The organism is Rothia sp. HSID18069, from assembly GCF_003989155.1.
In the GTDB taxonomy this organism is placed as follows: domain Bacteria; phylum Actinomycetota; class Actinomycetes; order Actinomycetales; family Micrococcaceae; genus Rothia; species Rothia aeria.
Genome location: NZ_RBMG01000003.1, coordinates 148,693 through 162,586 on the forward strand (window position 1 = coordinate 148,693; position 13,894 = coordinate 162,586).

At 55.3% G+C, this 13,894-nt stretch carries 11 protein-coding genes; 9 read left to right on the top strand and 2 right to left on the bottom strand.

Annotated features, from left to right (window positions below; genetic code table 11):
* Window positions 1-283 precede the first annotated feature (283 nt).
* Window positions 284-1,906 carry a chaperonin GroEL gene (gene groL, locus D8M41_RS08495; RefSeq protein ID WP_126926798.1) on the top strand — a complete coding sequence of 541 codons (1,623 nt, stop codon included), beginning with the start codon at window positions 284-286 and terminating at the stop codon, window positions 1,904-1,906.
* Window positions 1,907-2,005: 99 nt separating this feature from the next.
* Here the strand turns inward: groL and D8M41_RS11995 are convergent, their stop codons facing one another.
* Window positions 2,006-2,533 (bottom strand): hypothetical protein, encoded by a 528-nt coding sequence (locus tag D8M41_RS11995; RefSeq protein WP_238693503.1) that lies wholly within the window; start codon window positions 2,531-2,533, stop codon window positions 2,006-2,008.
* Window positions 2,534-3,099: 566 nt separating this feature from the next.
* Between D8M41_RS11995 and D8M41_RS08505 the strand changes: the two genes are divergently transcribed.
* From D8M41_RS08505 to D8M41_RS08515, 3 genes are all read left to right on the top strand, one after another.
* Window positions 3,100-4,158: an acyltransferase family protein gene (locus D8M41_RS08505; protein ID WP_126926799.1), complete on the top strand. Its 1,059-nt coding sequence runs from the start codon at window positions 3,100-3,102 to the stop codon at window positions 4,156-4,158.
* A gap of 157 nt (window positions 4,159-4,315) precedes the next feature.
* Window positions 4,316-5,446 carry a 23S rRNA (uracil(747)-C(5))-methyltransferase RlmC gene (rlmC, locus tag D8M41_RS08510; protein ID WP_126926800.1) on the top strand — a complete coding sequence of 377 codons (1,131 nt, stop codon included), beginning with the start codon at window positions 4,316-4,318 and terminating at the stop codon, window positions 5,444-5,446.
* Between the two features lie 305 nt (window positions 5,447-5,751).
* Window positions 5,752-6,834: a hypothetical protein gene (locus D8M41_RS08515; RefSeq protein ID WP_126926801.1), complete on the top strand. Its 1,083-nt coding sequence runs from the start codon at window positions 5,752-5,754 to the stop codon at window positions 6,832-6,834.
* A gap of 179 nt (window positions 6,835-7,013) precedes the next feature.
* On the opposite strand, the gene D8M41_RS08520 is transcribed toward D8M41_RS08515, so the two are convergent.
* Entirely contained in the window at window positions 7,014-8,375 is a 1,362-nt protein-coding gene (locus tag D8M41_RS08520) for an MFS transporter (protein ID WP_238693504.1), read from the bottom strand.
* 317 nt (window positions 8,376-8,692) lie between these two features.
* On the opposite strand from D8M41_RS08520, the gene D8M41_RS08525 reads away from it, so the two are divergent.
* From D8M41_RS08525 to D8M41_RS08550, 5 genes are all read left to right on the top strand, one after another.
* Window positions 8,693-9,106: a cupin domain-containing protein gene (locus D8M41_RS08525; protein WP_126926803.1), complete on the top strand. Its 414-nt coding sequence runs from the start codon at window positions 8,693-8,695 to the stop codon at window positions 9,104-9,106.
* A 398-nt stretch (window positions 9,107-9,504) separates the two neighbouring features.
* Window positions 9,505-10,911, top strand: a complete 1,407-nt coding sequence (locus D8M41_RS08535) for an FAD-dependent oxidoreductase (RefSeq protein WP_126926804.1) — start codon at window positions 9,505-9,507, stop codon at window positions 10,909-10,911.
* 363 nt (window positions 10,912-11,274) lie between these two features.
* Complete coding sequence (locus D8M41_RS08540; RefSeq protein ID WP_126926805.1) at window positions 11,275-11,976, top strand: isochorismatase family protein; 702 nt, start codon at window positions 11,275-11,277, stop codon at window positions 11,974-11,976.
* The gene (locus tag D8M41_RS08545; protein ID WP_126926806.1) at window positions 11,973-12,740 is read left to right on the top strand and encodes an SDR family oxidoreductase; all 768 of its coding nucleotides are present in this window, start codon (window positions 11,973-11,975) and stop codon (window positions 12,738-12,740) included. Before D8M41_RS08540 ends, D8M41_RS08545 begins: the two co-directional genes overlap by 4 nt.
* Window positions 12,741-12,764: 24 nt before the next feature.
* Window positions 12,765-13,892, top strand: coding sequence for an isochorismate synthase (locus D8M41_RS08550; RefSeq protein WP_126926807.1), 1,128 nt, complete (start codon window positions 12,765-12,767; stop codon window positions 13,890-13,892).
* Window positions 13,893-13,894 lie beyond the last annotated feature (2 nt).

Sequence of the window (13,894 nt, forward strand, 5' to 3'; positions counted from 1 at the left end):
GTGCTGTGCCCGTGAGCATCTGTGTGGGCTGTACCCTGTTTTCCTGCCGTGCCGCGCGTGTTCCTTGCGCTGTTGGCGATATGATGGCCCGCCACGGCCGAAAATGTTTGCCCCTGGGTGCGGTCGGTGCCAAAATTGATGTAGCATTCGGTGCACCCACGGTGCGCATGCGCCGTGAAGCGTTCTGCGGCGGCGCATCCGCTCGGGTGCACCGCACACTTTTGATATAGGGATTCCTACATTCATTTATCAGGAAATATAGGTCCAGGAGGGACATCGCCACATGGCAAAACTTATTGCTTTTGATGAAGAAGCTCGTCGCGGTCTAGAGCGCGGACTGAACACCCTAGCCGATGCTGTTAAGGTGACTCTTGGCCCCCGTGGCCGCAACGTCGTGCTTGAGAAGTCGTGGGGCGCACCCACGATCACCAACGACGGTGTTTCCATCGCCAAAGAGATCGAGCTTGAAGACCCCTATGAAAAGATTGGCGCTGAACTCGTCAAAGAGGTAGCCAAGAAGACCGACGATATCGCAGGTGACGGTACCACCACCGCAACCGTGCTCGCTCAGGCGCTCGTGCGTGAGGGCCTGCGCAACGTGGCTGCTGGTGCTGACCCGCTGAGCCTCAAGCGCGGTATTGAGAAGGCTGTTGAGGAGGTCACCAAGACCCTGCTCGACTCCGCGAAAGAGGTTGAGACTGAGGAAGAGATCGCGGCAACCGCATCCATCTCTGCGGGTGATCAGGAGATCGGTAAGCTGATTGCTCAGGCTATGGAGAAGGTCGGCAAGGAAGGCGTGATTACCGTTGAGGAGTCCAACACCTTCGGCCTGAACCTGGAACTCACCGAGGGTATGCGTTTCGATAAGGGCTTCCTCTCCGGCTACTTCGTGACCGACCCCGAGCGTCAGGAAGCCGTGCTGGAAGACCCCTACATCCTGGTGGTCAACCAGAAGATCTCGAACGTGAAGGATCTGGTTCCCGTCCTGGAGAAGGTCATGCAGTCCGGCAAGCCGCTGCTGATTATTGCCGAGGATGTTGAGGGCGAGGCTCTGGCGCTGCTCGTGCTGAACAAGATGCGCGGCTCCATCAAGTCCGTTGCCGTGAAGGCACCCGGTTTCGGTGACCGTCGCAAGGCTATGATGGCTGATATTGCGATCCTCACCGGCGGCCAGGTTATTACCGAAGAGGTTGGCCTCGCGCTGGATACCGCAACCCTGGATATGCTGGGTAAGGCACGCAAGGTTGTTGTCACCAAGGACGAGACCACCATTATTGAGGGCGCTGGCGACGCCGCCGCACTTGATGGCCGCGTGGCACAGATTCGCGCCGAGATCGCAAACTCCGATTCCGACTACGACCGCGAGAAGCTGCAGGAGCGCCTGGCAAAGCTCGCCGGTGGTGTGGCTGTGCTCAAGGCTGGCGCGGCAACCGAGGTTGAGCTGAAGGAACGCAAGCACCGCATTGAGGATGCTGTGCGCAACGCAAAGGCAGCCGTTGAAGAGGGTATCGTCCCCGGCGGCGGCGTGGCACTGATTCAGGCGGGCGCGAAGGTCTTCGACAAGCTCGACCTGAAGGGTGACGAGGCAACCGGCGCGAACATCGTGCGTGTGGCTATCGATGCGCCGCTGAAGCAGATCGCAACGAACGCTGGCCTTGAGCCCGGCGTGGTGGTCGATAAGGTTCGTTCCCTGCCCGAGGGCACCGGTCTGAATGCCGCAACCGGCGAGTACGAAGACCTTATGGCTGCGGGTATTAACGACCCCGTGAAGGTGACCCGTTCCGCTCTGCAGAACGCAGCATCGATCGCTGGCCTGTTCCTGACCACCGAGGCTGTGGTGGCGAACAAGCCTGAGCCCGCATCCGCTGCGGCACCGGCTGCTGACCCGATGGGCGGCATGATGTAACGTTTCCCGACTGAGGGAGTATGTTGAAGCTCTCCGGGGTGGGTTCCTGACCGGCACAATGCTGGGTACGGAGCCCACCCCGGAGAGCTTTTGTCTATCTCAGAGCCGCGAGCAGGTGGTTTTTGGCCCGAGCAGGTAGGAAAATCCTACCTTTTCGGCACAATACCACCTGATCGCGCGTATGCATGATTGCTCGCAACGTGCGCCGTGATTCGTTCGGGATGGGCGAGCCGCGCGGTATGCTGGATTTATGATGTCTAACACCACCTCCAAATCTTCCGAAAACGCCCCCGATGCCCCCGCCCGTTCCGACCGAAACACAAAGAGCATCGGCTCGCGAAATTCATTTCTGAGCATCGGGTCGGTGAACTCATTCTGCAGCATTGGCTCCGTAAATTCGGCGTTTTCGATCGGCTCGGTTTTCTCGTTTGGGTCTATCGGCTCGGCTTTTTCTTCGCTGTCCGTTGCCTCGTGCCTGAGCTTCATGAGCGTGTTATCGGTTTTATCGGAAGCATCTGTGCTCTCGGCACGGTCGTACAGGTCGGTGCTTAAGGCGGGCCAGCAGAAGAAGGCAAAGAAACCGTAGCCTTCCCGCCCCGCCCGATCCAGCCCCAGTCCTGCCTGCAAAAAAAGAGCCTTTATGTGAATAAAGCGTAGTTTTTGCCGCTTTATTCACATAAAGGCTCTTTTTTCGATGGGGCAGGGGCGAAGGAGCACCCCTTGAAGGGGGCATGTCGGCAGTGCCACCCGGTGGGTTACCCGTGCCCGCGCATCCACAAGGTAGAATGGTGGGGCTATGGAATGCGCCTATTACCGTGAGAGTCTTTGCCGCTCCTGCACCAGCATTGAAACCCCGTACCCCGCCCAGCTCGCAGCGAAACAAACCGACGCGCGCAGGCTTCTCGCAGTATCTCACACCTTCGCTGGAGTATTAGTAACGTAAATCACGCGTTATCCTTGAGTTGCCTTCCACTGCTGAGGAGGTAACCCTGCTAGTATGAGGGAAGCTAACCTACAGGGTTCTCTACTTATTTCTAAGATACCAACACTGGTAATGGGCTTGGCCTATATTTCTATCTGTAGTTCTATGTGTCTCGTCCGCGAGTAATCCTTGAATGTAAGTAAATATCAAATTTTGCATTTGAGTAGGTTCATTTAATTGAATAAATCACTCACACATTTAACATCAATTTATGAAAAAATATAACTCAATATCTTTGCGGGATGGGGTTTTACATAACCCTAATTCCCTGAATTTTATACGTCTATTATTGGCGTTATTCGTTATTGTTGGTCATGCTTGGCCTTTAACACACAGTGGAAATAGTAACTTTGAAGTTCTATCCGTTGTGGCGGTGGATTTGTTCTTTGCTATCTCCGGATTTCTTATTATGGCAAGTACCCGGCATGGAAACTGGTATTCGTATCTGTGGCGCAGATTTTTAAGGATATTTCCTGGATACTGGGTTTCAATTCTTGTAGTCGTTTTTATATTTGCCCCTTTAAGCTTTCTGATTAATCCCGTGCAAGGACAGTGGAATGTAAAAGATGGAATATCGTACATTATACACAACTCAACCCTTATAAATCTTCAATATGGTTTAGGGGGTAGCCCCAATGGTGAGGCATGGAACGGATCCGCATGGACGCTATGGTATGAATGGACTGCGTATTTAGGAGTTCTTGTCTTAGCTTTCGTACCTGGTTTGAAGCGCTATCAGAGGCTCGTTGTAACTGTAGCGTTTGCTTTTAGTCTGACTTTGACTCCTGCCATGGAACTACTTGACGTTACCACCAACAGGTATTTACATTTCGGGCGGCTGGTGCCTAGTTTCCTTGCAGGGGCGTGTCTATATCAGTGGAGCGATAAAATTCGTGTGAACAAAATTCTAGTGATTTCTAGTGTAATTTTTACAGGGGTCCTATATTGGTGTTTTTCAGGTTATGCTAGAACCCCTTTTCAGCTAGTAGTAGCATATGCAGTACTAGGCATGGGGGTAATTTTAAAAACCTCGTTGTGCCGCAAAAATGATTTATCGTATGGGGTTTATATATACGCTTTTCCTGTGCAAATGATGCTAGTTCTTTTAGGTAGTAGCTCATTAGGAGTACTGCTAAATATATTATTATGCTCGGCTATTACCTTAGTGTTTGCTTATTTCTCATGGGTGTATGTAGAACGCCCTGCCATGGGTCTGAAAAGTCTTGTACCAGGGACTGTGAGTAAAAGCGTGAAAGCTGTAGGAGTATAGCATAAAACAGAAATTCTGTCCTAATTAATATAGGTTCATATTTCTTTGTTCATATACGGTGCTTGGTGGTATGTAGGAAATAGGAATTCCTGGGAAAACAGAGCACTGCTGTGGAACATGCCTATTTCGGCTGTTTACAGGGTAGAATGGTGGGGCTATGGAATGCGCCTATTACCGTGAGAGTCTTTGCCGCTCCTGCACCAACATCGAAACCCCGTACCCCGCCCAGCTCGCAGCGAAACAAACCGACGCGCGCAGGCTTCTGGCGGCGTACCCTCACCTGACCTGGCTGGAACCTGTCGCCAGCGACGAGGCGCATTTTCGGAATAAGGCGAAGATGGTGGTGGGCGGTTCGGCGCAGAACCCGTCCCTGGGCATCGTGGATTACCGTTCGGGGCGCGCCACCGATTTAAGCGAATGCCCGCTCTATATTGAGCCGATTGAGCGCGCCATTCCGGTGCTGCACGAGCTTATACAGCGTGCCGATTTGACCCCGTACGACATTCCGGCACGGCGCGGTGAGCTCAAGAATATTCTGGTGACCGCATCCGAGACGGGCGAGCTGATGGTGCGGTTTGTGCTCCGCTCGAAGAAGCTGCTGGTGCCTATTCGCCGCCAACTGGGGTGGCTGCAGGAACGTCTGCCGAAGTTGGCGGTGCTGTCGGTGAACCTGCTGCGCGAACATGTGGCGCTGATCGAGGGCGATGAAGAGATTATTCTGACCGAGCGGCAAACCCTGCCGATGCGCGTGAACGGCATGAGTCTGCACCTGCGCCCGCAGAGTTTCTTTCAGACGAACACGCAGATTGCGCAGGCGATGTACGCGCAGGGCCGCGAGTGGGTGGGGCAGGTTCAGCCGCGCACGCTCTGGGATTTATATTGCGGCGTGGGCGGTTTTGCCCTGCACGCGGCGCAGGTGATGCACGGTGAGGTCACCGGGATCGAGATCAGTGCGGAGGCGATTCGCAGCGCCCAGCGTACCGTCGCCGAGCAGGGGATTGAGGGCGTGAAATTTGCGGCGGGGGACGCGACCGAGTTCGCCGTGAACGCCCGCGAAACCCCCGAGATGCTGGTGGTAAACCCGCCCAGGCGAGGTATTGGCGAGAGGCTGTGCGCCTGGGTTGAGGACTCCGGGATTGAGCACGTGATTTATTCGAGCTGCAACGCAAAAACCCTTGCCGCTGACCTAGCGCACATGCCTTCCTACAAGCCGGTCGCCGCGCGCGTGCTCGATATGTTCCCGCATACGAACCACTATGAGGTTATGGTGTTGCTGAGGCGGGGGTAGAGATTTCAGATTTAGCACTTCTCTGGTAGATTGGAACTACACATAAAATTTAAATACATAAGTAAATATGTAGTATTAGAGAGAGGATAATGGATAGAATGAGATTCTCTAGAACCCTTAAACTTTTGGTGCCTTTAGTTTTTTTAACATTTTTAATCTTGTTGATATCAATTCTAACTCGAATAGAAATTAATCGGTTGCGTGAAATATTTACTTTTAGTGTGGGTAAAGGCAATTTGTTCTTGCTTACACTTATATATTTATTTCTGCTAATTTTATATTTATCGGTATATGATTTCCTAGTTATGAAAGTTGGCCATCTTGTCTCCTTGCGTCTGGATAAGTTTGGAAAAGAATTAGTTCAGAAGGAGAATGTTAAACATGTTCTGCGGTTAGTAAGAATTGGTTATTCATGGGAAATGATATATCGTTTCTTAAGGTTAGGGTGGATTTCTTATGGGCCTACAGACAGGAGTGGTGTATGGGTTTTACTATCTAAAAAATCAATTTCTCAAAAATTCGTTAGTCTGTTTAAAATTTTGCTTAGTCTTCCGGTGATTTTATCTTTTATTCTGTCCTGTTTTTCATTAAATATATTGAGCTTTACTGAAATTCAAGAGTGGGTAATTAGCGCTCTGAAATTTAATGTAAATCTTCCAGATGCATTTTCCAGTCTGCCCATACTAGCTACTATACCGATTTTAATACCAACGATCCTCTGCTTCTATTTCTACAGTCGAAAGCGCGACGTTCGAAAAATTATTGACAGGGAAGAAGATAGGTACCTCGAAGAGACTGCCCTTCTGTATAAAGAGTTGATGTCCTGGATTGATCAGAATTTATATAATATATCGCAAAACTATGAATATGTTATAAGCGTTCAAGAATTAATTGTTGAAATGAGGTTAGAGAAAAGAATCTCCAATTATAATGATTTAAAATACCGTCGTAACTATAGTTTGCCTCAGATTGACAACTATAGATTTATTGAACTTCCTGAAGTGGATGACTTCGTCGAAGTAATTAATAAATTATTAAGTGATAAATTACGCAGGTTCACTCGGGTGGTTGCATTGAAGAGTTATGCTATATGGGAACTTTATTGGGAGCTATTTCTGTTAAAAGACCTGGATCGAGCCCATTATTTATTCTATACAAAATGCGGAATGGTTAATGATATATCAAATCGATCTAAGGTATTTCGAGATGTTACTGAAGAAATGTTGGAAAAGGAGCGGGGACTCGAATCTTCTATTCTGGCGAGAGATATATATAAAAACCTTAAAATGCTATATGTCCTGAAGTGTGGAAGCGATGCGCTTAGAAAGTATCTTTACCCATCAAGAACAGAGAGAGTTTTGGTAAGAGCCTTTCAAAAGGAAAAATAATTATCTCTCCTTAACTCGAATCTGGCAAAATTGCTTATACTTACAAGAGAAGAATGGTCTGGATTCTATGATCCGAATTCTGAGGTGTATCTGGAGAGAAGTTTTTATAAATAAGCGGTGGTGCCTCGCATCCTGGCGGGTTTGATTCGGTAATACGTCGATGCGCTACACAGAGCAAGTCATGCACCCGCACGGCTCTTTGCCTCATTCCGCGATTCCTGCGCCCGTATCGCTCGTGCGGTCGGGCCGAGAATGAACGTGAATACGGTGGCGATGATGAAGAGTGCCCCTCCGGCAACAATGGTGTTGATCGCGCCGAACGCTGGTACCGCCCATCCGGTGATGAGGTACCCGACCATACCTGCTAGGGAGAAAACCACACCCATGAAGCTGTAGACGCGCCCGCGCATGTGTTCGTCGATAGCGTCTGCGAAGAGGACTTGCCCGAGCACTTCTTCGGGTCCGTAGAACATGCCCCAGATGAACCAGAGCACGAGTACCGCCCACAGCGCCGGGTGCAGTCCCATACTCAGACAAACGGCGCCGTAGCCGAGTCCGGAGATGCACATCCACCCGCGTTTGGTTATGCGTACCCGCCCGGCGCCTGTACCGACGCCGAGTTTGACTGAGAGCCAGGAGCTGATCACGCATCCGGCGGCGTAGACGGAAGTTGCGATTCCGAAGGCGGTGTAGTCGTGCCCGAGGCCGCGGGTGAGGTATTCGAGCATGGGCAGGGTGGTGATGGGTACGGCGGCGATGGAGAGGAACCAGAAGGTGAGCATGCCGCGCACGATGGGGTTGTGTGCGGTGTAGGCGGCGCCTTCGCGCAGGAGTCTGCCGGTGTGGTGTTCCTGCACGGTGGTGGTGCGTTCGGCGTGGGTGAGGTCGTAGTTGTGTATGGTGGCGACGGTGAGGGCAGCGAGCAGGTTGAGGGTGCCTGCGAATCCGACGGCGAGGGCTGGGGTGGTGAAGGATGCGACGGCGGCTGCGATGGTGGGGCCGAGGGTTTGGGCGAGGAAGATGAGGCTGCCGCGGCGTGCCATGTATTTTTGGTAGTCGTCGCCGAGCAGGGAGGGCATGGCGGCGGAGGCTGCGGGGGATGAGAAGGTGCCGAAGGTTGAGACGAGGAATGCGATGGTGAGGAAGGCGGGTAGTCCTGCGGCGGCGTAGAGGGCTGGGGATGCGATGAGTAGGGCGGCGCTGGCGAGCCTGAAGCTGACGGTGAGGGTTTTGCGGTTGAATTTGTCGGCGATAGCGCCTGCGAAGGGTGCGAAGAGGATGACGGGGACTGCCTCGACGACCATGACGATAGCGGAGTGGGCGAGGTCGCCGGTGGCGCCGTAGGTCAGCAGGGGCATGGCGATAGCTTGGATACTGGACGCAAGAGCATCAGAAACCTGCGCGGTCAGGAGCGTGAGCTGCCCGCGTGCGTTCAGCGGCGTTGCTGATGTGGGTTTTGCGGTCGCGTCTGGTGTGTTTGTTGGAATGCGCGGCGCAGGTGATTCAGGGTGCTCAGGCGAAGGGTCTGTGGTGCGTCTCATAATACTGTGGATTCTATCACAGGTAAGAACGCTGTAACCGAGGCGAAACAAGACACAAGACGCGCGAGCAGATAACAGTCCGTTATCTTCTCGCCGAAATATTATCTGCTCGCGGTGTTATCGGGGTTGCCCGCAGTGTGGCGGGCGCGAGGCAGTGGTGCGCCGATGTGGCGTACCGGCGTGTCGCTGCGGGTTTTGCGTCATAAAGCGCCACAAACAAAATTTTTGGGTGTTTCTCTCCGAAAATTCTAGGTTTAAGGAAACGTTAAGGGTAATCTAATGCCTGAACGACGTTTCAAGGACAAACGGAGGAATCCATGAGTCAATACGAGACTGAAGTGACCGAGGGTGTGTTCCCGCTCGGCGGTGTGAACGATGCACTCGCCCAGTATTTCAGCGGCACCAGCTACATGAATACGCTGGTGAATGATCCGGATGTGCCTGTCACCGTGGCGAATGTGAGCTTCGAGCCGGGCGTTCGCAATAACTGGCACAAGCATAATGGCGGGTTCCAGATCATCCTAGCGACGGCGGGGGAGGGCTGGTACCAGGAAGAAGGCAAGCCACCTGTCAAACTCCGCACTGGAGATGTGGCGGTCGCCAAAGACGGCGTGAAACACTGGCATGGCGCTACGGCAGACTCGTGGTTCTCCCACCTTGTTATCACGGCAGGTACGGCAGAATGGCTGGAACCGGTGGGAGATGATGAATACCCAAATTCCGAAACATAGGTAAGCACGGTTCCGACCGAATACGGCAGCCCGCAGCGTGGCGAACAGGGGGGGCAGTGGTATCGGTGGTATGCGGAGGCAGCGAGTCGCTATGATTGACCTTATTGAGTCGGGGGAGCATCAACGCGAGCGCGTAAGCGTAGTGTCGCGGTAGTTTGTCCCCTGGTGTTGGATCTAAAAAGAGCCTTGATGTGAATAAAGCGTTGGAAATTCCGTTTTATTCACATCAAGGCTCTTTTTAGACTGCATAAGATAAGGTAGACGACCCCCAGCGCAGCGTCAAAAAACTTAATGTTTTCTTGCAAAACCCAGGAATAAATGCCATACGCCGCCTGTTGAAGTTCACCGGAACACCAGACACGAATTATAAACACCTCAAACTTCACCGGGAGAACACTATGACTACCGCGCGCCTTCACTTCGATATGGTCGTTATCGGCTTCGGTAAGGGCGGCAAAACCCTTGCTGGTGCCTACGCGAAAACCGGCAAGAACGTTGCCCTAATCGAGCAGTCCTCAGATATGTACGGCGGCACCTGCATCAATATCGGGTGCGTGCCCACCAAGGCGCTTGTGCACCGGGCTGACGAATTCCGTGCCAGCGGCGAACACGACGCCGACGCTGCGAACGCCGCCTACGAGAGTGCCGTGATTTTCCGTGACAAACTCACTGGTGCCATGCGTGCGAAGAACCGCGAAATTCTCGAATCGAATGCCACCGCCAAACTTATTGACGGTCACGCGCGGTTCCTCTCAGATACCGAGGTTGAGGTCACTGCGGGCGAGGACAAACTGGTCGTCACCGCTGACTGCTTTATTATCAACACCGGTGCCGTGGCGACTATCCCGCCCATCCCGGGCGCCCGCGAATCGAAGCGCGTGCTCACCTCCACCGAGCTGCAGAAGCTCACCCCGCGCCCGAAACGCCTGGGCATTATCGGCGGCGGTCCCATTGGTGTCGAGTTCGCCGGTATTTTCTCCTCCTATGGCACCGAAGTAACCCTGCTTGAAGGCGCCCCCACGCTTTTCGGGCGTTACGATGACGACGTCGCCCAGGCAGCACGCGAGATTATCGCCGACCAAGGCATTACCGCTCACGCGGGCGTTCGCGTAGAGTCTGTAACCGATAACGCCGACTCCGTGACCGTGAACTACCTGGACTCCGAGGGCGCATCCAAGCACCTTGAGGTGGATTACGTGATGGTCGCAACCGGGCGTAAACCCGCCACCGAGGGGCTGGGGCTTGAGAACACGAGCATCGAAACCACCGAGCACGGCGCAATCGCTGTCGACGAGCACCTGCGCACCACGGCACCGAATATTTTTGCGCTTGGCGACGTCAACGGCGGCCCGCAGTTCACCTACATTTCGCTGGATGACTACCGTGTGGTGCTTTCGCAGCTGCTCGGTGACGGTTCCCGCTCCACGAAGGACCGCCAGGCGGTTGCCGCGACCATCTACATGAACCCGCCGCTCTCATCCGTTGGCCTGACTGAGCGTGATGCGCTCGCCGCGGGTCACACCATCAAGGTTGCCGCCAAGCCTGTTGCCGCTATCGCCGCCATGCCGCGCGCGAAGACCCTGGAAAACCCGCGCGGCATCATGAAGTTTGTGATTGATGCCCAGACTGACCAGATTCTTGGCGCTCAGCTGCTGGTGGTCGAGTCTATGGAGGTTATCAACCTTGTGGCGTTGGCAATGCGCCACAATATTACGGCATCGCAGCTACGTGATGAAATTTACACTCACCCCTCAATTACCGAGGGGTTGAATGAGGTGCTGGCAGTGGCCCAACCTGTGGCCTAGCCCCGTAGCCTAAAACCCGTGGGGCGGCGCGCCCAGCCAGTACGCTTACCCGCCCACGCGAGCGCTATTCTGCGGGTGTGGGACCGCCGTTCGAGCTGTGAGTCGGGGCGGTTTTACGCCCCGCTGGTTGTGTCGTTTCCGTGGTGCTGGCTGCCGCGTTGTCGCCCGGTGTATGCAGTAAGGCCCCGGCATGAGGTGAACAGTTGTCCACCGCTGTCAGGGGCCTTTGCTATGTTTTCTTTCCGGGGCGTAATCATCACCCCCAAAGATGCAGGTTAGGTCAGGATGTCCTAATATTTAATCGTACGTGCACGCCGCTGGCACGTCATTCACCAACCCATACAAAAGACGGGGGAGTCATCCGTGGCGTTGCCCAAGAAAATTGCACCCTATTCGTACCGAGACCAGGAACACCAGAACCGCGTGAACTGGCGGGTCGATCCCGCGCGCGCCGCACTTCTTGTACACGATATGCAGCGCTATTTCGTGCGCGCCTTTGAGCTGGAACGTAACGGTCAAACCCTCCCAGACGCCCAAATCAACATTGCCATTGCCAATATTCGCCGCCTAGTGGATGCGGCACACGCGGCGAACATCCCGGTCTACTACACTGCCCAGCCGCCCCGCCAGAACCCCGCCGACAGGCGCCTGCTGACCGACTTCTGGGGCGACGGCCTGCAGGATGATGAAAGCGCCCAGATTCTTGACGAGCTCGCCCCCACCGAGGCCGATACCGTGCTCACCAAATGGCGGTACTCAGCCTTCGTGCGCTCCCCGCTCGAAGAGCAGCTCAAAGAGCTTGGGCGTGACCAGCTCATCATCAGCGGAGTGTACGCGCATATTGGCTGCCTCACCACCGCCCTTGAGGCATTCATGCGCGATATTCAGCCGTTCATGGTGGCGGATGCGCTCGCCGACTTCACCGAGGAAGAGCACCGCATGGCCTGCGAATACGCCTCAGGCCGATGCGCCCGTGTACTAGACACCGCCGAGGTGCTGGAACAGATTACCGCTGGTGCCCCCGGCGCGGACGGGGCACCGGAAACCGGGAAGGTAATCGCATGAGCTGGGTTATTGTGACCGGCGCAAACGGTGGAATTGGTGCGGCAACCGTACACGAACTCATGAAGAATAACTATTCGGTGTACGCCGCCGATCTGGCGGAGATCCCGCACGAATCATTCGCCGCCTACCGTGACACCACGTTCCGCTACAGCTCCGTTAATGTGGGTGATGAAGAGTCGGTGCGGGCGCTTGCTGGTGCCGCCGCTGAGGTGGGGGAGCCCATTAAAGGTGCCGTACTCGCGGCGGGGATCGCCCACAGCCAGCCGCTCTTAGACACCTCCTTTGAGGACTGGAAACGGCTGCACGCGGTTAATGCTGACGGTGTTTTCCTGTGCCTGCGCGAGATTGCGCGCGTTATGATTGGGCAGGCACAGGCAACCCCTGAGAACACGCGTTCGCTGGTGACGGTCGCCTCTAACGCGGCCCGCGTGCCCCGCGCTGAATTCGGTGCTTACGGGGCTTCGAAAGCCTCAGCGGTGCGCGTATCGTCAAGCTTCGGGCTGCAGCTGGCGCGCCACGGTATTCGCGTGAACACGGTCTGCCCCGGCACCACCCGCACCCCCATGGTGACTGACGCCTGGGGTGGTGAGGACCTCAGCGCCCTGCCGGTGGCGGGCAGCCCCGAGACCTTCCGCCTGGGAATTCCGCTCGGGCGCATCGCCGACCCCGCCGATATTGCGGCGGTGAATGCGTTCCTCATTAGCGATGCCTCACGGCATATCACCATGCAAAACATTGTTGCCGATGGCGGCGCGACCCTCTAGCAGGCCCGAAAGGCTGTATCATCTGTGAGCACTACCCTGCCCGATTTCATGTTTGCCACCGGCACCCGTGTGATGCGCACCGCCGGTTCCCTCCGTCAGGTCACCCTGCAGCAGGCGCACGCCACCGCCGTTGAGGCCGGTACCGCCGTGGTTGGCCTGATTCCTTTTGACCCCGACGCCCCCGCGCACCTGTTCGTGCCCGAGCACCTGCAGATCGACGACATCCCGGTGCCTGAGCACGAGGTTACGCTCGCCGAACCAACACGAGTTCAAGGGCGTGAGAACCCCGGGTACCGGCAGGCGGTAGCGACCGCCGTTGAGCGTATGAAAGCGCATCAGCTGGATAAGATTGTGCTCTCTCGCCTGCTGCGGGCCGATTACGCGCCGGGCGCCCTCGACCTTACCGGGGTGTACAACAACCTGCGCGCACAGCAGCCCAACACGTTTGTTTTTAGCGTCAAACTGCCGCAGGGGCATCGCGGGTTGGAGCACCCGTACCTGATGGGTGCTTCCCCGGAACTGGTGTTCAGTACCGAGCCCGACACCGGGGAAGGCAGCGCCTTCAAAACGCACCCGTTGGCGGGCAGCGCCCCGCGCATCGCCGAGCGCGGCAGCACCGAGGATGAGGCTATTGGGCGGCGGCTTATGGCTTCGCCGAAGGACCGTGGCGAACATGCGACCGTTATTGCCAGTATCCGGGCGCAGCTGGAACCTATTACCCGCCAGCTCACTATTCCTGAGGAACCTTCACTTCTGCAAACCCCGCAGCTGTGGCACCTTGGCACCCCCATCTCGGGTGTGCTCAAGCAGGGTATGACCTGCCTGGACGGTGCGCACGCTATTCACCCGACCCCCGCGATCTGCGGCGCCCCCACCGAGGTTGCGCGGCGTATGATTACCGAGCTTGAGCCGTTTAGCCGCGACTATTTTGGTGGGCTTGTTGGCTATATGAACGCGGACGGAAGTGGCCAGTGGGCGCTCGTGCTGCGCTGCGCTGAAGTTGATACGCAAACCGCCATCCTCTACGCGGGCGCGGGCATTGTGGCTAAATCAGACCCGGTGCTGGAACACACCGAAACCGGCACGAAACTGGGCAGTTTCGGGCGTGCGCTGGGGATTAATACGCTCCCTGAAGCGCCCCCGGCGGCGTAGGG

Excerpts from the sequence above, each read along its gene's own strand:
- groL (WP_126926798.1), top strand. The coding sequence starts at position 284 with ATGGCAAAACTTATTGCTTTTGATGAAGAAGCTCGTCGCGGTCTAGAG.
- D8M41_RS08505 (WP_126926799.1), top strand. The coding sequence starts at position 3,100 with ATGAAAAAATATAACTCAATATCTTTGCGGGATGGGGTTTTACATAAC.
- rlmC (WP_126926800.1), top strand. The coding sequence starts at position 4,316 with ATGGAATGCGCCTATTACCGTGAGAGTCTTTGCCGCTCCTGCACCAAC.
- D8M41_RS08515 (WP_126926801.1), top strand. The coding sequence starts at position 5,752 with ATGAAAGTTGGCCATCTTGTCTCCTTGCGTCTGGATAAGTTTGGAAAA.
- D8M41_RS08520 (WP_238693504.1), bottom strand. The coding sequence starts at position 8,375 with ATGAGACGCACCACAGACCCTTCGCCTGAGCACCCTGAATCACCTGCG.
- D8M41_RS08525 (WP_126926803.1), top strand. The coding sequence starts at position 8,693 with ATGAGTCAATACGAGACTGAAGTGACCGAGGGTGTGTTCCCGCTCGGC.
- D8M41_RS08535 (WP_126926804.1), top strand. The coding sequence starts at position 9,505 with ATGACTACCGCGCGCCTTCACTTCGATATGGTCGTTATCGGCTTCGGT.
- D8M41_RS08545 (WP_126926806.1), top strand. The coding sequence starts at position 11,973 with ATGAGCTGGGTTATTGTGACCGGCGCAAACGGTGGAATTGGTGCGGCA.